15 protein-coding genes are annotated in these 20,763 nt (G+C 33.0%); 3 read left to right on the top strand and 12 right to left on the bottom strand.

Features of this window, described 5'->3' with window-relative positions:
- Positions 1-55: 55 nt before the first annotated feature.
- Positions 56-1,234, bottom strand: a complete 1,179-nt coding sequence (locus tag K7G79_RS11030) for a FecR family protein (protein WP_223551638.1) — start codon at positions 1,232-1,234, stop codon at positions 56-58.
- A 97-nt stretch (positions 1,235-1,331) separates the two neighbouring features.
- Between K7G79_RS11030 and K7G79_RS11025 the strand changes: the two genes are divergently transcribed.
- The gene (locus K7G79_RS11025) at positions 1,332-1,955 is read left to right on the top strand and encodes an RNA polymerase sigma factor (RefSeq protein WP_223551637.1); all 624 of its coding nucleotides are present in this window, start codon (positions 1,332-1,334) and stop codon (positions 1,953-1,955) included.
- Between the two features lie 60 nt (positions 1,956-2,015).
- Here K7G79_RS11025 and K7G79_RS11020 read toward each other — a convergent pair whose 3' ends face one another.
- The 8 genes from K7G79_RS11020 to K7G79_RS10985 form a co-directional block, all read right to left on the bottom strand.
- Entirely contained in the window at positions 2,016-4,757 is a 2,742-nt protein-coding gene (locus K7G79_RS11020; RefSeq protein ID WP_223551636.1) for a S9 family peptidase, read from the bottom strand.
- A gap of 372 nt (positions 4,758-5,129) precedes the next feature.
- A complete protein-coding gene (locus tag K7G79_RS11015; protein WP_223551635.1) occupies positions 5,130-6,089 on the bottom strand; it encodes a hypothetical protein in 960 nt (319 codons plus the stop codon).
- A 102-nt stretch (positions 6,090-6,191) separates the two neighbouring features.
- A complete protein-coding gene (locus K7G79_RS11010; protein WP_223551634.1) occupies positions 6,192-7,388 on the bottom strand; it encodes a TlpA disulfide reductase family protein in 1,197 nt (398 codons plus the stop codon).
- A gap of 12 nt (positions 7,389-7,400) precedes the next feature.
- Positions 7,401-8,774, bottom strand: a complete 1,374-nt coding sequence (locus K7G79_RS11005; RefSeq protein ID WP_223551633.1) for a TlpA disulfide reductase family protein — start codon at positions 8,772-8,774, stop codon at positions 7,401-7,403.
- Between the two features lie 100 nt (positions 8,775-8,874).
- On the bottom strand, positions 8,875-12,873 hold the full coding sequence (locus tag K7G79_RS11000; RefSeq protein WP_223551632.1) for an FG-GAP-like repeat-containing protein: 3,999 nt from the start codon (positions 12,871-12,873) through the stop codon (positions 8,875-8,877).
- A gap of 398 nt (positions 12,874-13,271) precedes the next feature.
- Positions 13,272-13,955: a hypothetical protein gene (locus K7G79_RS10995; protein WP_223551631.1), complete on the bottom strand. Its 684-nt coding sequence runs from the start codon at positions 13,953-13,955 to the stop codon at positions 13,272-13,274.
- Between the two features lie 307 nt (positions 13,956-14,262).
- Positions 14,263-14,631, bottom strand: a complete 369-nt coding sequence (locus K7G79_RS10990) for a TfoX/Sxy family protein (RefSeq protein WP_223551630.1) — start codon at positions 14,629-14,631, stop codon at positions 14,263-14,265.
- A gap of 2 nt (positions 14,632-14,633) precedes the next feature.
- A complete protein-coding gene (locus K7G79_RS10985; protein ID WP_223551629.1) occupies positions 14,634-15,722 on the bottom strand; it encodes a heparan-alpha-glucosaminide N-acetyltransferase domain-containing protein in 1,089 nt (362 codons plus the stop codon).
- A 455-nt stretch (positions 15,723-16,177) separates the two neighbouring features.
- Here K7G79_RS10985 and K7G79_RS10980 point away from each other — a divergent pair, with 455 nt between their 5' ends.
- On the top strand, positions 16,178-16,432 hold the full coding sequence (locus tag K7G79_RS10980) for a DUF4212 domain-containing protein (protein ID WP_223551628.1): 255 nt from the start codon (positions 16,178-16,180) through the stop codon (positions 16,430-16,432).
- Between the two features lie 19 nt (positions 16,433-16,451).
- Positions 16,452-18,152 (top strand): sodium:solute symporter family protein, encoded by a 1,701-nt coding sequence (locus K7G79_RS10975; RefSeq protein WP_223551664.1) that lies wholly within the window; start codon positions 16,452-16,454, stop codon positions 18,150-18,152.
- Between the two features lie 55 nt (positions 18,153-18,207).
- On the opposite strand, the gene K7G79_RS10970 is transcribed toward K7G79_RS10975, so the two are convergent.
- From K7G79_RS10970 to K7G79_RS10960, 3 genes are all read right to left on the bottom strand, one after another.
- Entirely contained in the window at positions 18,208-18,795 is a 588-nt protein-coding gene (locus K7G79_RS10970) for an outer membrane beta-barrel protein (protein ID WP_223551627.1), read from the bottom strand.
- A gap of 108 nt (positions 18,796-18,903) precedes the next feature.
- Positions 18,904-19,857: a transketolase family protein gene (locus K7G79_RS10965; protein WP_223551626.1), complete on the bottom strand. Its 954-nt coding sequence runs from the start codon at positions 19,855-19,857 to the stop codon at positions 18,904-18,906.
- A 21-nt stretch (positions 19,858-19,878) separates the two neighbouring features.
- Positions 19,879-20,724 carry a transketolase gene (locus tag K7G79_RS10960; RefSeq protein WP_223551625.1) on the bottom strand — a complete coding sequence of 282 codons (846 nt, stop codon included), beginning with the start codon at positions 20,722-20,724 and terminating at the stop codon, positions 19,879-19,881.
- Positions 20,725-20,763: the final 39 nt, after the last annotated feature.

Below are 20,763 nucleotides of genomic sequence, written 5' to 3'. Positions count from 1 at the left end.
GGAGTTGAGGTGTTGTTTTGTGGTAAAGTATAAACCCTCACTTCCTTTTTCTTTTTTATCTTATTAAAATTGTTTTTCCATCTATATTATAATTATTAATATAATTAGTATTCTTTATATTGATTAATATTTCTTCTATATTCTGGTTTTTACTTGACACTCCGGTAAAACGAATATTTTCTAATTCTTTATCCATAAAAATAATATCCACATCATACCATCTAGATAGTACTTTTGCAATTTCTTTTAAAGGTAAATTTGTAAAGGTGAAAATTCCTTTCCTCCATGAGACAACTTTTTTCACATTAACATTAGTAATATTAATTGTGTTGTTTTGTCCTTTAGTATTTATTTCGGATTGCTCACCTGGTTTTAAAGTAGCCTTTTCAAAACCATTGTTTATTGCGATACTGCCCTCAGATAATGTAGTTAAAATACGTGGTTCATCTTTATAAGCCTTGATATTAAACTCAGTACCCAACACCTCTATTTCTTGCATTTGTGTATTAACAATAAATTGAGCGCCGTTATGGTTAGCACTAGGAGAAACTTCAAAATAGGCTTCTCCATATACCAACTCAACTTTACGTGATTCTCCTTTGGCAAAAGCCACTGGGTATTTAAGTTTAGATTCAGAATTTAACCAAACTTTTGTACCATCGGGTAATTGCACATAAAACTCACCACCTCTTGGGATGGTTAAATAATTGTATTTAATCTCGCCTTTTAAAATTTTAGCATCCCTATAAACTACACCTACATCATTAGCTTTCACGTTGTTGTTCACAAAGTCTTTACCTGTTTCAAGAAAGATGTCGGTTCCATCTTCTAAAGTCAATGTTGCTTTGTTAGATCCAATTTCAATATCATTATTAATTAAAGTTGGCTGTGCAATAGTTATAATATTAATGGAATTGTTTTTTTCTCTCTTGTTTATAAAGACAATAGAAAGACTAACAAATAAAATTACAGACGCCGCAACAGCATATTTCCAAAAGGATGTATTCCTTTTAATGGGTTTAATTTTACTTTCTAAGTCATCCCAAGAAACAAAATTGGCAGATTGTGCAGACCTGAATTGTTCAATGCTGTAATTTGTTACAACATAATGTTTAAAAACAAGTCGGTTTTTTTCTTTTTCATTCAACCAGTTATTTAGTACTTGTATTTCTTCACTATTTATCTGATTAGTAAAGTACTTAATAACTAATGCTTCTATTTTATAGTCAATCATAAAATAACAAAATATACTTATAAGACGCTTATATCTAAAATTACCCTAGTATAAATTTCATTTTTTTTATAGATTTACCCCATCTTCAATAATGGAAATGAAAAATAGCGAAGAAAATATTGAGTTGTTAGTGCAAAATTTTAAAAACGGTAGCACCTTAGCATTTAAAATACTGTTTGAGAAATATCATGTTGAACTTACAGCTTTTATAAATAGCTATACGAATGATGAAGCATTGTCGAAAGATATTGTTCAAGAATCATTTGTTAAATTATGGGATGCAAGAGCAAATATTAAAAGCGAAAACTCAATATCAGCATATTTATACAAGATAGGCTATTATATTTTTATTGATAATTATAGAAAAAACAAGAAAGAGTCTGAAATGATAGATTCTTTAACTTACAAAGCACTTTCAAGTTTCGAAGAAACTGATACTATTTATTTAAAAGAACAAAGATTAAAAAAAATTTATTCAGCCATTGAGAATTTACCACCTCGATGTAAGGAGATTTTCAAAATGAGTAAGCTTCAGGGCTATAAATATTATGAAATTGCGAAAATGTTAAAGATAACTGAAAAAGCAGTTGAATCGCAAATGTCAATAGCCTTTAAAAAAATAAGAAGTGAAATAAATAATAATAATTCATTATTATTATTTTTTAATTTAATGGCATATAAATTTGATTTAAAAACCGGTATCAAACGGTCTATAGATTGAAAAACCTCTAGTAGAATTTTCTAAAAGAGGTTTTTATTACTTAAAAAATTATTAGTTGTTTCAGTTTTTCAGCCTTCTTTGTTGTTCTGCATAAGGAATACCCGTTGTAATCCAGTCTTCTGCTTCCTCTCCTTTAAGATAATGGCCAAACCATTTTAAAATGCGTTGTTGGTAATCTATCCTGTTTTTGTCGGCTCTTAACCCATGTCCCTCTTTGGCATAAACCAATAAAACAAATGGTTTCCCAGCCCTTCTGGCAGCATTGTAATATTCAATACCTTGGGCCCAATTTACATTTAGGTCATTGTCGCCTACCTCAAATAGAATAGGGGTGTTCAACTTTTCTATTTGCATAACAGAAGAGTTTTTAATATAGTTTTCAGGCGATACCCAAGGTGCCGAGTCCATGCGTTCTTGGCCTACTTCAAAGTGGTCATTTTCAGGTCTACCGCCAAAAGCAGGGGTTATAGCTAAATTCATACTAATTAAATCGGTTAAACCAGCTCCGGCTACACTGGCTGCAAAAATATTGGTTTGCGTTGGCACATAACCCGCTTGATAGCCTCCCCATGAATGACCTATTAAGCCTACCTTTGAGGGGTCAACATCACCTAAATCAATAACAGCACTAACAGCGTTTTCTAATGTTTTTGTTGAAGAAACACCAGGATTACCAGCGATAAAATCGATATCTGGGTTGAAAACAAAGTATCCATTTTGTGTCCAAACGGTTGTGTTGTAATAATCGGTTTTAGAAGGCATGATATATCTGTTTAATCCTCTTGTTAGTTTTTCATAGATATAGGTTATCATGGGATATTTTTCCCCTTCCTTATAATTAGCTGGATAGTACAAAATACCTTGAGCTTCTTTTCCTAATGCGTTAGTAAAGGAAACTAATTTTGCTTTTCCCCAATTATAATTTTTTTGGAAAGGATTGGTATTGCTTATTTTTAAGGGATTTGTAAAAGTGCTATTGGTTACAAAAAGATTAGGTGATTGCTCATACGATTGTTTTACAAAAATCATATTATTTGCATCCTTAGCTTTCATTAACCTTGTAATTGAAGCATCTTCAAAAATGTGCCTTTTTATTTCTTTGCCGGGAATTCCAGAAGCATACCCTGTTTGCTTCGAATATTTTCCAAACAGTGAGAAATAAATTACTTCATCAGTAGCTATTAATGGTTCATCTCTGTCTAAAGAAATAATTCGATATACAATGTTTTCGTCCTTTCCATTTGTTATTTTTCTAATATGGCCCGTATTAGTGAATACCTGCCAAACATCAAACTCAGAATAGATAAAAAAGGATTTACTATCCTTACTCCATCCGCCAAAACCAAAGGCTCTTTTTTGTGGTAAAGGGTGGTCGTCTTCAAAATTTATAAAAGTAGCATCAATATTTTTAGTGATGTTGCTAGTTGTTTTAGAATTTATATCGAATAAATGTAAATGGTTGTTTTTTAGGTAAACAAAAAAGGTATTGTTAGGGCTCACTTCCCATGTATCAAAAATGTTTTCCAACACTTTAGTTTTTACTCCAGTTAACGAGTTAATGACATAGGCATCATAGGATGGTCTTCCAAACATGGCTTCAAAGTCATATGGTGTGCCGTCTAAACCTATCATAACTTGATTGTTTTGTTGAATTTTAACATCATCAACAAGTAAATCGTTAAGCTGAACAATCTTATTTTCCTTTAAATGCCAAACAGCATTCTTTGGGGTTTCAATATCTTTCATCCTGCTCCTTTTTTGGGCAGGGATAATAACAACATCTCTGCTGTTCCATATTTCAAGATCAGGCGATTCAATTTTGTCGGTATCTGTAGCTGTTGAATCCTTTTCTTTATTTTCTTCTGATACTTTTTTGTTCCAACTAAAAGTCTTAAAAAAGATATGATTACCATTATCTGATATTGAAATTCTATCAGGCAGAATTCTGGTTTCTAAAGGGAAGTTTTTGAAATCATTTTGATTAAAAACAAAAGAAGAGGTGTTTTTCTTACCTATGTTGTTCCAGGCCAATAGATCATAAGTATTGTTTTCATAATCCTTATTTTCAACCTTTCTTCTAACAAATAACGTGTTGCTTTTTTCAAACCAATTCAAACCTGAATACTCTACATCTTTTTGATCCAATACTTTTAGGCTTCCAGTGTTAGGGTTATATAGCTGAATGGTATTACCAATATTGTCTTCTGTTTTAATTAGCATTGCTAACAAATCACCTTTAGGTTGCCATCTAAATTCTGTAATATTTCCAAATGTTAGATTGGTGCTAGTCTCTAAATTTTTAACCATTAGTGTTTTTGTATTATTGTTTTCTTTTACTAAGGCTATAAAATTTTCAGTACCGCTAATATTAAAATATGAATAATCTTCTAAATTAACAGTATCCATTGATCTAAGGTTCAGTAAGACGGTTTTTCTAGGTTTTTTGTCTTTACTTTTTTTAATACGTTTTGCTTCTTTTCCAGAAGGAACAATATCGTAGGAAAACCACATGCTTTTTGCTGAAAAACTGCTTTTCGCAGCATTTATTATTGTATCTAACGTACCTGACTTAGTATTATACAAATAAGTGGTTTGATCACCTTCTTGTGTGTTGATTTGATATTTTAACCAGTTTCCATCATTGGATATCGTATAATTGTTAATACTTTCCCATTTTTCATAGTCATTAGGAGTTACTGTTTTGAGTGAATCTTGAGCTTTAATGTCAAAACTATTTAAACTTAAAATTAAACTAAGAATTAAGAGGATTAAAGTGTGTTTTTTTGAGTTTGTTTTTTGCATTACCAGTGGTTTTTAAATTAATTTTAAGAAATTACGAAAACAACTACATATACCTTATAAATTATTAGGTTAGAGGCGTTTTTACCATTTTTTTAACTTTTTATGCTATGAAGCAAGTAAATAACAGCTTTAAACACGTGATGTGATAAGCAATTTTTATTTAATAAAGATTAAACAACTTGACCAAAATTTCCTGAGCAGTTTTTTATTTAGATTTTACTACCATAAAAATAATAACTTAAACTAAAGTATAATAGTGAAATTTAGGGAGACTTGTTTCAATTATAAATTTTATAAATTGTAATAAAAAAGGCTCCTAAAATTATTTTTTAGAAGCCTTTTTTATTAGCTTATTATTTTTATCCTATTTTATTATCTAGGTCTAGAATAGATATTGGAAGGCCAATCAATACCATCTGTTCTTGTAAATCTCACCGTTCCTGTTTCATCATAAGCATCGGAGTAAGTGTACCAAAACTCGATATCCATAGAAGGGCCATTGATATTGGAAATGGTCCAATGCTCTGAACGGGTACCTTCCACATAGGTCTCTCCGTCTAGAAAATCAAAATATAATTTGCCTGCTGTTCCATAATAATAATCCCATAAAACATTTGACATACTATAAACTTGGTTACCCAAATGGGTAATGTTAACAGAGCCTGTTTTACCTACATAAACACCGCCCCAAGTTTCAGCACCACCGCTTACTACAATCCATTCAAAATCAAAAGTACCTTCCCAAACAGGAGGCGCATAGTCCTCTACTCTAACTTTCATACCAAATCGGTTACCCACCTTAGTGGACTGTCTAGAATCTAAAGTGGTACCATCCTTAGCTGTAATTACATAGTACAATAGAAAAATATCTCCCTCTCTAGCTAAAACATTAGTTCTACTATTTTTAAAGTCATTTAAATATAATGCGTAAGCATCATCGGCCTTAATACTATAGGTGAATTCTCCTGACTCTGGAACATTTACTGAGCCTATCATTTTACCATTTGTATTAAACGGAGCGGTATAATTATAACCATCTTTTTCTTCAACAGTAAGATAAAAATCTACTTTGGAAAAGTTTTCTGCTGAAACATTAGATTTCAGACTCATGTTTATTTCTACTTCATCATTTCCCCAATAATCTTGATTGGTAAGTAAGTCATGATACCAAATAAAAGTTTCTTTATCTTCAACTGGAGTGAACGCAATTCTCGTTTTTTCTTTCCAGTTAACTACTTCTTCAATTACTGAATCATCACTTTCATCACAAGAGTTTAGTAAAAAAATGGCACTAAAAAATAAAAAATATTTAAAAATTATTTCTCTTTTCATAATTAGAATAGTTAGTTGTTAATTTATGTTATTCTGTGGTTTAATTATTATTAATACGAGGAATTTAAAAATACCCTATAAAATTTTTTGTTTTTTTCTTGATTAATGCCCGAACAACTCTTTTAATTTAGTATCCAATTCATCTTTGGTTGGGTTTCTTAAAAGAATGGTGTTGTTATTATCAATCAAAAATGTAGTTGGTAAATGAGGCACACCGTAACTTTTGGCTACAGGGCCGTAAGCCCTGCCTTCTGCAGCATCAAATACATGAATCCATGGGGTTTCATCTTCCTCTATAGCTTTACGCCATTGTTCTTCAACATCGGCAGTACCAATACCAACAATTTCAAAACCGTCTTTTTTGTATTGCTTACGTAATTCTTTTAAATGTGGAAATGACGTTCTACAAGGGATACACCAAGAAGCCCAAAAATCGACTAACTTATATTTTGCATTTACTTTTGATAAAGCCAGTTCATTCCCTTCAACAGTATTAAGGGTAAAGTCCGGAGCAGTATTGCCTATCCCTAAGTTTTCAAAATTGTCTTTATAAACTTTGGTGATATGATGTTTGAAAAATACCGTCTCTCTGGCGTTACCAGTAAAAAGGTTGTAATACCCCTTTAATTCATCTTTAGTCATTCTGCCTTCAGTGTACTGATACCCTAAAATATGCACTGCTATGGGAGAGCCTGGGTTGTTTCTAACAAAGTCTTTTTTTGCTTTTACGTACCTATCCATTCGCTCCTTGCTAAGTGGCATTAGCTCTTTTTGAAGGCTTTTAGCTTTTTCAAGATCTTCAGCGCTTTTAGTTTTTTTCGCTTGAGCATAAAGTTCCCTGACTTTAGCAAGGGTTTTGTATTTAGGATCCTCTAGTATAGCCTGGGTCTGCGCTTCTATGGCTGCAAATTGGTCATGACTTTTTGAACCGGAAACCTTAGAATTAAATTGCCAATTACTTGCTTGTACCTCAGACCAATCGATGTCTAAAGTAATGTGACTATTTTCAAGAAAAAATCTACTAATCTTGCCATCAATTGATAAATTAACCATATCTGGAAAATCAACTTTTCCGGTAAATTCAAAAGTACCATTTACAATTTGCGTACTGTCTATCACGGTAACTTTTTCACGATTACCGTAATCAGTCATTTTAACAAAGCCTTGATCAAGTCCTTTTATGGTACCTGAAATTATATATCCAGCCTTCTCTCTACTTTGAGTTGTATAGTCTTTGCATGCAGTAATTAAGGTAAAAACAATTAAAACAACTGTAATTCTCAGTACAAAATTCTTCATGGTATATAAGGGTTAAATACCTAACTCATTAAACAATTCAGTTAATTTACTATTTGAAGGCCTTGGAGCGTTTTTCTCAACAATATTACCATTAGGGTCCAATAAAATGAATTGAGGAATGGCATTAATCATATAATCTCTAACAAAATCAGAACTGAAGTCATTATTGGCTATTAATTGAATGCCTGAAAGCTCTTTATCTTTGACCATGTTTTCCCATTTCTCTTTGTCTTTCATTTTATCAACCGAAAGACTAACGAAATGAATATTTTTTCCATGATATTCTTCTTCTACCTCTTTTAAAAAAGGAATTTCATATTTACAAGGGCCACACCAAGTAGCCCACACATCAATATAAACATATTTTCCCTTTAAATCATCTAACGATGTTTTACCCCCATTAATATTTTCATAATTAAAAAACTTTGGAGAAGGCTGTCCTTTTGCTAATTTTCTCAGGCCTTCATAAATTTCTGATATCTTATTATTATTTTCATCATTTGTAGAGGCTTTGCTAAATAATTCATAATACAAATTAATATCGTTAACATATTTAATGTCAAAAATGGCTGCATCAAATAGTAGGTCGTTCTTTATAACAGGGTCTTTTGCTAAGGAGACCGCTTTTAAATAAGCAATATTCCTGTCTAAAGAATCTTTTTTTACTATTTCAGAAGCTTTTTTTCTGTAGAATGATTTTACTAAGCCTTTATAATTCGTTGAGAAATCATAATCTTCTTTATTATTATAATCTACACTTACTAGCTCGCTTAAAAAACTATCCGAAACCTTAAAGTCTTCATTGTTTACATAGTAAGCATGTGACCTTTCATAAGAACCTAAGGTGTTAAGGTACTCATAATTAATATCCTTTACTTCCTGTCCTTTAAATAATTCAGGTATCCCAACATAGTTAGAAACAAAATTTGTTTTGGCTTGTTTTATATCATTACATTTTGCTTTGAACGCATCCTCTTCCAACTTAAAAAACTCCTTTCTGTCTCCACTTAATTCAGAAGATAACTTATTTTTTTCTCTAAGGTAATTACTAACTTCATGACCTTTTCCTGTTAAAGTTAAAGTGTTTTTAAAATCTTTGGCATCATAATTTATTTGAATATCGTTACCTGCTTCAATATAAATTAAATCATAATTATTTGAATCGTAAAAACTATAAACCCCCGGGTTTACTCTTAGGGTATCTCTAAAGCTTCCATCTTTATCAATTTTTAGTTGTTTTCTTGTTTTTCTGTCTGAACTAATTAAAGAAAGTTCAGCATCATTACTGTTTAAAATTTTCCCTGAAATAACAGCATAATCAATTGTTGTTTCGTCCTTACAGGATATTACTGCAAATGCAAAAAGGGCTAATATGATTTTTCTCATTTTTAAGTATATTTTAGTTTTTTATTTATTAAAGTTATTAGTTAAAGGGAGTAATTATTTCATACCAGATTTTATATTTTAACCAGTTAAAAATTATTTATTAAGGAGATATAATTTTATATATCTGATTATTTACCTTTAAGAAATAAATTCCAGAAGACAGCTTATTTGAAAACGAAATTTCTGTAGTACGGTTTGCTGAATTGTACTTTTTAGGATTAATGGAAATGTTTACACCATTAATACTTAATAAAGCAAATTCATCGGTTTCTTTTGTATTTGTAATTTTAATTAAGTTATTTACTAAAGGGTTTGGGTAAACAATCCTATTAATAATGTGTTCATCATTAGTTGAAAGTGTAGAATCAAAATAAGTCTTTGCATAATTAAAGGCATCAATACCTACTTGTTCTCCGATAATTCTACCTGGAATATCATCAGCAGGTGGGTGAATACCCCCCCAAATTCTAGATAAACTACATTGGTCTGAAGCATCTCTATAGGTTGCCCACTGTAAAACAACATCTTGCGATGGGCCATTTTCAAAAACTAAAAACTCATCTTTTCTAGCAACAAACTCACCCATACCGCCCGGAAAGTAAGCATCACCTGTAATTCTAGTTAAAACTTCGGCAGCGGCTCTTGAATATGTAGAATGACCTGACACATAACCAGCAAAAGGAGGGGTAACAAAGCTTTGACGCTGATATGGCATCCAGTTTTCAGCAAGTATCCAATCTACTCCAGCAATATCTGTAGTTGGGTTTGGGATATAATCGTGTCCTTTCCATGAATATAATTTAATTTTACCCACATTTTCATTATTGCTACCAGCTAAAGGATCTCCAGCTTGAACTACTTCTATAAAACCATTTTCTAAAGGAATACCAGCAATATTATAATTACTAAGGTCACTATTGGTGCACTGTCCCATTTCTGCCATGTATCTAATAGCTGAAACGGGTCTTATGTAGTCATACCAGCCTTTTATACCCCAAGCGGTAATAGCTGCATCGTGCATTGCGCCTCCAAGTGTAAAATAACTTTTTACATCCCATTCTAAATCTGAAAGAACTTCGCCTTCCCCTTGAAATTTTTTCACTAATAGACCATGGTCGCTCACATAATTTAGTAATGTAAACCAATGTCCAGGAGGGGTTTCTGAATCTGGTCCATCTGCCCAAAATTCTGCTAAAACCCTGCCATAATCCCCTCGTGGAACTATCTGTTCTTCATATGGTGAACCTGTATGCGGGTTAATACCATATCCTGTTCCAATATCACCACCGTTAATGGTATTATAAAAATTGGGATATTCATTTATATCGGCAGGTAATTGGTCTATAGAAATGTTTCCTATAGAATTAGGTGAGATGTCTATCATAACACCATCTGTAGGATCTAAATGTGACCCCCAAATTGATACCAATGAAAATCCCCATTTGTAATTATCCCCATTTGTAGTAACTGTATTGGGATCCAATAATGGAGGTGTTCCAGGGTCATGGTATACGTGATAAGATGATCCATCTCGAGAAAAAGTGGTTTTATTATTGTTCTGTAGTGAAAACGGAATTACATTTCCCCATTCGGGACTCAAAAAGTCTGGAGTTGAACCAGGTATTAAATTCCCACTTTGATCGATAAAAGTTTCTAAACTTAATGGTTGCCATCTGTTCGGATCTGTGATCGTAGTGTTCCCTGGTAAATCTATTGGTAATGGTTGGTTTGCCGGTTGGTAATAAGCATTATCATACCCCGTAGCTTCTCTGGCTCCATCAACATAACCAAAATTGATAAGGTTTTGAGCTATATAATTTCCTAAAGCTGCAGGATTGTTATCAGAATAATCAGTAGATGTAAAGTTTTTATCGTAACCCATATCATCCATAAGTAAGTCGAATAAAACATAAGATTCTTCTTTACCCGGAGAATTAGAAAACCTATGCTTTAATAATCCATAAACAGCATAACTTAATGTTTTTGCTCTATTATCTTCTAGGTCCCCAGAATTGGTAAACCCGTCAAAAGGTGTGAAATAGTTTCCTAATTGCTTGCCCAACATATAGGTTTTACTTCTTCCTGTAGTATCATATACAGACCAAGAATCATACATGGCAATGCTGGTATGGAATAAATTTCTTGCATGTACAGTAGGTCTAGCAAAATCATTTCTTATAGCCTCAAGTAAAACTTCATTCCAAAGCCTCGCGATAGATGCGTTTCCACTAAGAGAAACATCAGCAGCAGACAAAGAAATATTTAATTCAACAGGTAAAGTTGAACAGCCATCTGTTTCTGTAGCTATTACTTTACCTGTACTGGCAATGTCCCATTTAATTTTTACAGTATTAGTTCCTTGTCCTTCTAGTATATGTCCTCCTTCTGCTTGCCATACTATAGTAGAATTTGAACCTAGTGGATAGGTGTAATTTTCTTCAGCTAAAAAAGTACTTGTATTATTTCCAGTGATTGGTTTAGGCTCTAAATAATTACAGGAGCCATCATCTACGGTTGCAGATGGATTATAATTACAACTGTTTGGGTCGGTACAGCCCATTACTTTTACACTAGGACTTATTCCTAAATACTGATAATCAGCTCCTTCAGTAACCAATATATGAGAATTAACATTTATATTTGTATAATTGTCACTAATTCCTGAAGGCCATTCTATACTTAAAGAAGTTATCTCTTCTGCTTCTCCTAAACCAAAATGGACAGATTGTAAACTTTGAGAATACAATCCCATTCCTGAATAGTATTTCGTAAAGGTGCCTTTTGTCGTTGTTATTTTTAACTTGGTACCTATGCCGTCTCTGTTAGAAGAAACCCCCTTTAGTTTTATTTTAACCCAATTTAAATTTGTTTCTTGAAAACCATTAATCAATTTATTGTCATAAAATGAAGAAGGAGTATTGAAGTAACTATTTGAAAAAAATATATCAAGGTCACCATCATTATCATAATCGAAAACTTCTGAAGAATATGATACTGTTTCTTCAATACCTATACCTGATGCTGCTGTAATGTTTTCAAAATTGTTTCCACCGTTGGCATGTAAATTTTTATAAATAACATTTACCTTTTCTCCAAGTATTGTTTCTCCAGTACATACCAAAAGGTCATCGTCGCCATCATTATCAAGATCTGCAAATCGAGTATCCCAAGCCCAATCTGTAGGCAAATAAATATTTGAAGTTCCAAAATATTGAAAAGTGTTATCTGAATTTCCTTCAACAATGGTGTTTGTTACAGTGTCTGTGATATAAAAATCTAAAATATTATCAAGATTATAATCTCCAACGGCAATTCCCATGGCATCAATATTTATGTCTAACCCATAGCTACTGGAACTTTCAATAAACCAACTGCCATTATAGTTTATGTATAAATCATTTCCTTGGGAAAAATCATTTGTAACATATAAATCCATATAACCATCTTTATTAACATCAATAGGAATAGCCATAAAAGAGTTTTTGTCTTCATTATGCAGATTAACATTTTCAGTAGTTTCTGCAAATGTTTCATCACCTAAGTTTTTATACAACCTGTTGCCACAACCAGATTTAAAGTCTGCTATGTAAATATCTAAAAATCCATCATTGTTATAATCAAACCAAGTAGCGGTGGTATTTGCACAGTTGTCAATTGATGGGAAACCTGCACTGGTGGTAACATTTGAAAATGTTCCATTCCCATTATTCTTATACAATTGTATTTTGTAAGCATTCGTTAAAAATAAATCTGGATATCCATCATTGTTAAAATCGCCCCATGAAGCGCCAAACTTATATCCTATATATGCAGGTATCTGATTTATTTCACCTATTGGTTCACTATATAAATTATATAATCTAGCTTCTAGTGTAACGTCTGTAAATGTACCATTGTTATTGTTTTTAAATAATCTACTATACGTAAATGGTTTACCTTCCTCATCTAAAGAACTGGAAACTATAAACAAATCTAAATCATTGTCATTATCGTAGTCAGCAACAGAAACACCTTTATTATCCTTAAATTCGGCATCACCAAATCTGTTACTTGTTTTTGTAAAAGTTTGTGTGTTAATAACTGCTGGGATAAGAAACAAAAGAGAAATTGTAAATTTTATAAATAAGTTTGTATTATAAATCCACATAAATAATAAAGAAATAAAATAATTAACACAAAATTTTTTAATTCACTTAGAGGTTTATCTAAATTTTCTATCTAACGTTTTAAGTGATTATATTAGTTCCATCATGCAATTAATAAGATATATGCATTTTTTATTTTTTTGAAATCGGTTATAATGCCTTTATCGTAAAATCAATTTATTAAATGTTAAAACCCAAAATTTATTAATCAATTTCAACAATACTAATAGTTTTAAAATGAGAAGGGATACAGGCTACACTATCGTATTAAATAGGATTAATTTTTTAATTGCAATAGTTTACAAATTAAACCTAACTAGTTGTTTTTCACAAAAAATAAATGGAAACAGATTTAGTTGTTATGATTTACCTCAACTTTCCATTCACCAGGCTCTAAAATAATAAAATTAAAATTCACAAGAGTTGTGCCTGGATTACTTACGTTGTTAAAGGAATAATTCATATTGCATTCAAAAGGTACATTGGTTCCTTTAAAAATACCTAAATCTTGATCGATCCAATAATTTCCACTATCTCCAATAGTATTTGTTGGTATTCTAATTCTTTGACCATTAACCCTAACTTCAATAGTAACTTGATTAATAGCATCACCAACTTTTCTTATTTTGTAATTACGAACTCCCATATCTGTAATTACTCTATACATTTGAGATTTAGGTTTTCCTATGTATTCATCATCTTTCCATATGCCTTTTTTAATTACTTTTTCGCCTTCTACATTTGCTGTAAAAACGCCTTCACCATTTCTTTTTCCTTTTTTCCAATTACCTTCATAAAAAGAGCCATTAGCATAAGTCATAATTCCATTGCCATGAGGGAATCCTTTTTTAAATTCTCCTTCATAAGAATCAATGCCCTTCGCAATACCAATACCATTTGCAATTCCATTTTTACACTCACCAGAATAAGTTCCAGAAATATTTTCCAATAAAACCTTACAATCTTCTTGTGCAGCAACTAAAGAAATGTTTAATAAGAAAAAGAATAACATGCACAGATTAAGTTGATTTTTCATAATATTTTTATTTCATTTTAATTAATACGAAAAAAAACTAATTTACCCTATACCCAATAATAAGCTTTCGACAAATAATACACTAATAATTTAAAAGAAATACCTTCAAAGTGTTATGCTATTTATTTTATTTTAGCTTCAACTCTTGATCTACTCAAAAAGGTTGTTAAATACTTAATGAAGAATGTAGTTTTTAGTTATACCATGTTTTTTACCTAATGCAAAACAATAAACATATGCCTTTAAAATTTAATTTTTTTAATGAGGTAAATAAAAAATTAATTAGTTAGAACTAAATTCTTAAGCTTTATTTTTTCTTTTTTGGTTTGCTAGCTTTGGCAGTAGGGTTAAAGGCAACGCATAAGTCTAGCCAGTAGCTTAGGTCGTTATCAGAATCAAAACCTTCGGGAGTTACAAAAATATAGCCACGCATAGGACGACCTGTAAAATCCATGGGCAGGCATTCAGGTTTGTTTAATACAGTTTCATATACAGCTTGACCTATACGGGCCATTAATAAGCTATCACCATATTTTTTGTCGATGTGGATTCCGCATAACATTTTGTTATCCATTTTAAAACAGAGCCCCCCCATCATTTTAAGTTCAGAAAAAACGATATGCTTGTCTTTCAAATGGCGCCTAATGCGGTCTGCTAAATATTCATCGTAAGCCATGGTTAACGGTTTGTTTTATTTACGATTCTCCTAAAAATACTGTACAAAAAGGCATTGGTTTTTGCATAATGAAATGCAATAAAACAGACTATTAGCATAAAACCAATAGCGCCTATAATGGCTTCGGTAGGGGTTAAGGATTTATAAAAATAACGTTTTAAGCCAAAACCTGTATAGCTACCATAAATGATGATGAAGTGTACCACATAAATAGATAAGGTTTTTTGACCAATTTTAGTAACTAAGGATTGTTTTAAAAAACGTTCGAATGTATAAAAAAAAGCAAAAAGTATTAAAACATTACCAAATCTGGTAAAAAGATAATTGTAGTTGGCTGATGCGTTTAACAATTCAAAACCGGTCATGTGATATAATTTTATTAAGAACCAGGACGAACAATTAATGAGTAATCCTCCAATAACAAAAAAAGCAATAATGGTAAACAATTTAAATTTTGGTTTTTGCAAATGCCTAAAGAATACCGTAGCCAGCCATGCGCCATAGGCCATATAGCCAAACCAGGGCAATATAGTAAATACCGAACCGTGTGATTTGCTCATATAGTTTCCTATGAACAATGGAACCGAGGGTAACGATAGGGTTCTGTATAGTGGTTCGGTCAAGAAGCAGGCAGTCCCCAATAGGACTAGCACCAAAGACAAAACATAAGATTGTCTTTTTAGTATAACATATAGTCCTACCGAAATAATTAATGATAAACCAATACATTGCAGTACATCTACAGCTAAAAAATTAAAGTTAAAATGTCCGGTTAACCAACCAATTAAATTGATGCGTAGGCTGTAACCAATGCCAATAAGTAGTAGCCCCCTTAACAACCCTTTTTTAATTCTAGGTTTATCATCCCCTTTTGCATAAGCCCTCAATAATAAATACATAAATACCATTCCTGAAATGGTAAAGAATGTAGGGGCCGTTATGCCTCGAAAATAAACCCAAATTGTATAAATAATATTCGATGGGTCTCTGTAAATAGGATCTATTAAGGTATCAATAAAATGCCCTTGGAGCATCATTAAAATGGCAAATGCCCTAACAGTATCAATAAAATACAGTCTAATGGTTTGCAAAATAATTGGTTTGGTTAGGGTAAATATACTCAGCTAAAATGATATATTTATAAAATATTTTTGAATCAATAGGACTTTTATGGAGCAACTCCTAAGTGATTTTTCATCGTTTGTGTGGGGTTTTCCTTTGTTGGTGCTATTAATAGGAGGTGGACTATATATATATTAAAAGATTATGTGTTGTTATTGAGTATATTGATTTTTAGTACCTCACCCCTGTTTTCCTAATCCTAGTAAGCGGCCAAGTGTAGGGCGTTTCTTTTTGCAGCCATAATAAGCACTATTACAAATATTTATATATTGCAAGTATTATTTTAGGGGTTACAACAACTTTAATTATGGCACCAAGGGTAGTGAATGAAATTAAAGTGTATTTTCAAAAAGTTAAATAATTTTCAATTAATCAAAGGTGTTGTAAATATTAACCAAAAATAATTAATCAAACCAATTAAAGTATGACTAAAAATAACGCAAAGTCCTATTGGAAAGAAAACATCAGGTACGTTTTAATTCTTTTGGCCATCTGGTTTTTGGTATCCTACGGGGCAGGGATATTATTTAAGGACGAATTAAATAAAATTAAAATAGCAGGATTCAAACTAGGCTTTTGGTTTGCCCAACAAGGGTCGATGTATGTATTTGTCGTTCTCATATTTGTTTATGTTCGTTTAATGAATAAACTCGATAAAAAATATGGCTATGATAAGTAGTATGATGGTGCTGGAAGGCATTGGTGTCCAAAAATGGACTTATATTTTAGTGGGATTAACCTTTGCATTGTATATTGGTATTGCCATTTGGTCTAGAGCCAATTCTACCAAGGATTTCTATGTGGCAGGTGGAGGTGTTTCTCCATGGGCCAATGGAATGGCCACAGCAGCCGATTGGATGAGTGCAGCTTCTTTTATTTCTATGGCTGGGATCATATCCTTTGCTGGATACGATGGTGCTGTTTACCTAATGGGTTGGACAGGAGGTTACGTTTTGTTGGCATTATTGCTGGCACCTTATTTAAGAAAGTTTGGAAAATTTACTGTACCCGATTTTATCGGTGATCGTTATTATTCCAAAACAGCACGGTTAGTCGCTGTATTTTGTGCTTTATTGGTATCGTTTACCTATGTGGCTGGGCAAATGCGTGGTGTGGGTATTGTATTTTCAAGATTTTTGGAAGTCAATATTGACACAGGGGTTATTATTGGAATGTTTATCGTGTTGTTTTATGCCGTTTTGGGGGGTATGAAAGGCATTACCTATACCCAAGTAGCACAATACTGTGTGCTGATTTTTGCCTTTATGGTACCTGCTATTTTTATTTCCATACAAATGACTGGTAATCCCATTCCGCAATTAGGATTTGGCAGTGAATTGGCCGATGGTTCCGGTACTTATCTTTTGGATAAACTGGATGGATTGAGTACACAATTAGGTTTCGAAGAATATACCGAAGGCTCCAAATCCATGATCGATGTATTTGCTATCACCTTAGCGTTAATGGTTGGTACAGCTGGTTTGCCTCATGTTATTGTGCGGTTTTTTACGGTGAAAAGAGTAAGGGATGCTCGTAAATCGGCGGGAATAGCCCTATTGTTAATTGTAATTTTATATACTACGGCACCTGCAGTAGCTGTTTTTGCCCGAACCAATATGATTGAAACAGTATCCAATAAACCTTATAAAGGTGTTCCTGATTGGTTTAAAAAATGGGAAACAACAGGATTAATTGGCTTTACCGATAAAAATAACGATGGTCGTATTCAATATGTAGCTGATGTTAGCAAAAATGAACTAATTGTAGATCGTGATATTATGGTGTTAGCGAATCCCGAAATTGCTAAACTACCCAATTGGGTGATTGCCTTGGTGGCAGCTGGAGGATTGGCAGCAGCATTATCAACAGCAGCAGGATTGCTATTGGTGATATCAGCATCAGTATCACATGATTTAATTAAAAAAATCATTAACCCAAAAATTTCAGAAAAAGGGGAATTGGTAACAGCTCGTATATCGGCAGTAGGAGCTGTTTGTGTGGCTGGATATTTTGGAATCAATCCACCAGGTTTTGTGGCAGCCGTTGTGGCTTTAGCCTTTGGACTTGCTGCCGCATCGTTTTTTCCAGCTATTATTTTAGGTATTTTTTACAAACGTATGAACAAGGAAGGTGCAATAGCGGGTATGGTTATTGGTATTGTTTCTATGCTATTATATATGATAAAATATAAATTAGGATGGTTTGATGAAACCTTGCCCGATAAAAGTGAATGGTGGTTTGGTATTTCTCCCGAAGGATTTGGATCGGTCGCTATGGTGTTGAATTTTATCGTATCTATTTCTATTATGAAGTTTACACCAAAACCACCCAAGCGCGTACAAAACATTGTAGAAAAAATTAGAATTCCTAGCGGAGTTGGGAAAGCCAAAAGACATTAAAAAAAGACCCGACAGATTTGTAAACCTGTCGGGTATAAAATAAAATCTTAAAGGGTTATAGGATAAAAGACAAACTTAAAATAAGTTGGTCTGGACGTGTGTCTAACCTATCTGGATTTGATGATATATTATTTAAGAAAAATTTAGCTTCATTGTCGCTAAACCCCCTTTCATAGCGTAGATCTAGCCCCATGCGTTTAAAATTAAGACCAATCCCAAAGTTTAAGCCTAAGGTAAAATCGTTTTCAATATCGTTAATAGAAATACCGTCGTATTCGGTATCTAAAATATACTGAAAAGCAGGCCCACCAAAAACACTAACAGGTCCTAAAACTTTAACACCTACTAAAAGCGGAGCGTCTATTTTTTCCATTTTAAAGGTGTCGTTGTCGTAATCACTTTTGGTGCTAGTATAAACTAATTCAGGCTTAAAGTAAACTTTGCTTCCAATTTTTCCAAAGATACCTAAGTGATAACCTATGTTTCTATCTGGGTTTTTAGCATTTTCACTTATAGACTCAAAATACTTGCCATTGGCATTATAATTCAAACCACCTTTAAAGCCAAAGCCTGATGACGTTTGAGCGTTAATACCTGCTACAAATAGCATGGTTAGTAGTGGCGTTAAAATTAGTCTTTTCATAATATAAGTTTTTTAGATTTAGGTTTGTATACAATCAAAAACGCTGCCAAAGACATTTTATTTTCTTTAGCAGCGTTTAAAAGTGTTATTAAACTAGATGTTTTACTATTATTTTCTTTTTAGAACGGCCTCTACTTTATTGATAATGGTTTCACTATCCAAGCCATACTTTTTCATGAGTTGTGCTGGTGTACCAGATTCACCAAACGTATCGTTAGTTGCAACAAACTCTTGCGGTGTAGGATTATTTAATGCTAAGGTCCTGGCAACACTTTCTCCTAAACCACCTAAATAGTTGTGTTCTTCACAAGTCACAATGCATCCTGTTTTGGCTACAGAAGTTAAAATGGCTTCTTCATCTAAAGGTTTTATAGTGTGGATGTTAATCACTTCAGCAGCAATACCTTTTTCATGTAATGCTTTTGAAGCTTCCAATGCTTCCCAAACCAAGTGTCCGGTCGCTACAATAGTAACGTCGGTTCCTTCTGTTAGTTGAATAGCTTTACCAATTTCAAATTTTTGATCGACAGGCGTGAAAATAGGAACAGAAGGTCTTCCAAAACGTAAATAGACAGGGCCATTGTAATCGGCAATAGCAATGGTGGCAGCTTTAGTTTGGTTATAGTCACAGGGGTTGATAACTACCATACCTGGGAGCATTTTCATCAAACCTATGTCTTCAAGAATCTGGTGAGTAGCACCATCCTCACCAAGCGTAATGCCTGCATGTGAAGCACATATTTTTACATTTTTTCCAGAATAAGCTATTGATTGGCGAATTTGATCGTAAACACGACCTGTTGAAAAGTTTGCAAAGGTTCCAGTAAAAGGAATTTTTCCGCCAACGGTCAAGCCAGCAGCAATACCCATCATGTTGGCTTCAGCGATACCTACTTGAAAAAAGCGCTCTGGATTTTCTTTTATAAATTGGTCCATTTTTAACGAACCAATTAAATCGGCACAAAGTGCAACTACATTTGGGTTGGTCCTTCCTAATTCAGCCAAACCAGCGCCAAATCCACTTCTTGTATCTTTTTTTTCTGTATATGTATAAGTTTTCATGTCTTTGTAGTTTTTGGTGGATTAGTAGTCGCCTAAAGTTTCAGGATTTTGTGCCAATGCGCTTTCTAATTGCTCATCATTAGGTGCCTTACCATGCCATGCATGGGTATGCATCATAAAATCAACACCGTTACCCATTTCGGTATGCAATAACACACAAACAGGCTTTCCTTTTCCAGTTTCAGCTTTGGCATTTGCCATGCCTTTTAAAATAGCTTCAATATTATTCCCTTCTTTAATTTCTAAAACGGTCCATCCAAAAGCTTCAAACTTAGCTTTAACATTTCCCATATTAAGTACCTCATCGGTCTCACCATCAATTTGTTTTCCGTTTAGGTCCACAGTGGCGATCATGTTGTCCACTTTTTTGGCAGAGGCATACATAATGGCTTCCCAATTTTGTCCTTCCTGTAACTCACCGTCCCCATGAAGCGAATATATTAAGTGGTTGTCATTGTTTAGCTTTTTAGCTTGTGCTGCTCCAATAGCTACGCTCATGCCTTGTCCCAAAGATCCTGATGCAATACGCACACCAGGTAAGCCTTCATGGGTTGTTGGGTGTCCTTGTAAACGCGAATCGATTAATCGGAACGTATTCAATTCTTCAACAGGAAAATATCCTGCTCTTGCCAAAACACTATAATAAACAGGTGAAATATGACCATTTGATAAAAAGAAAAGATCTTCTTCAATACCATCCATATCAAAGCTTTCTTTTCTATCCATAATGTTGTTGTACAAGCAAACAAAAAATTCAGCACAACCCAATGACCCTCCTGGGTGTCCTGAATTTACTTTGTGAACCATACGTAAAATATCTCTACGTACTTGTGTCGTTAAATCGTTTAAATACTGCGTGTTTGGCATTTTTTAATTCTTAAAAATTTTAAGCCACAAAAGTAAGGG

The sequence above is a fragment of the Aestuariivivens sp. NBU2969 genome, assembly GCF_019931125.1.
In the GTDB taxonomy this organism is placed as follows: domain Bacteria; phylum Bacteroidota; class Bacteroidia; order Flavobacteriales; family Flavobacteriaceae; genus Aestuariivivens; species Aestuariivivens marinum.
Note: the sequence above shows the minus strand (reverse complement) of the source record. Positions and strands in the feature narration are given on the sequence as shown.

Coding starts and splice junctions, on each gene's coding strand:
- K7G79_RS11005 (WP_223551633.1), bottom strand. CDS start 8,774: ATGAGAAAAATCATATTAGCCCTTTTTGCATTTGCAGTAATATCCTGT.
- K7G79_RS11015 (WP_223551635.1), bottom strand. CDS start 6,089: ATGAAAAGAGAAATAATTTTTAAATATTTTTTATTTTTTAGTGCCATT.
- K7G79_RS10960 (WP_223551625.1), bottom strand. CDS start 20,724: ATGCCAAACACGCAGTATTTAAACGATTTAACGACACAAGTACGTAGA.
- K7G79_RS10970 (WP_223551627.1), bottom strand. CDS start 18,795: ATGAAAAGACTAATTTTAACGCCACTACTAACCATGCTATTTGTAGCA.
- K7G79_RS10965 (WP_223551626.1), bottom strand. CDS start 19,857: ATGAAAACTTATACATATACAGAAAAAAAAGATACAAGAAGTGGATTT.
- K7G79_RS11025 (WP_223551637.1), top strand. CDS start 1,332: ATGAAAAATAGCGAAGAAAATATTGAGTTGTTAGTGCAAAATTTTAAA.
- K7G79_RS10990 (WP_223551630.1), bottom strand. CDS start 14,631: ATGGCTTACGATGAATATTTAGCAGACCGCATTAGGCGCCATTTGAAA.
- K7G79_RS11020 (WP_223551636.1), bottom strand. CDS start 4,757: ATGCAAAAAACAAACTCAAAAAAACACACTTTAATCCTCTTAATTCTT.
- K7G79_RS11030 (WP_223551638.1), bottom strand. CDS start 1,234: ATGATTGACTATAAAATAGAAGCATTAGTTATTAAGTACTTTACTAAT.
- K7G79_RS11010 (WP_223551634.1), bottom strand. CDS start 7,388: ATGAAGAATTTTGTACTGAGAATTACAGTTGTTTTAATTGTTTTTACC.
- K7G79_RS10980 (WP_223551628.1), top strand. CDS start 16,178: ATGACTAAAAATAACGCAAAGTCCTATTGGAAAGAAAACATCAGGTAC.
- K7G79_RS10995 (WP_223551631.1), bottom strand. CDS start 13,955: ATGAAAAATCAACTTAATCTGTGCATGTTATTCTTTTTCTTATTAAAC.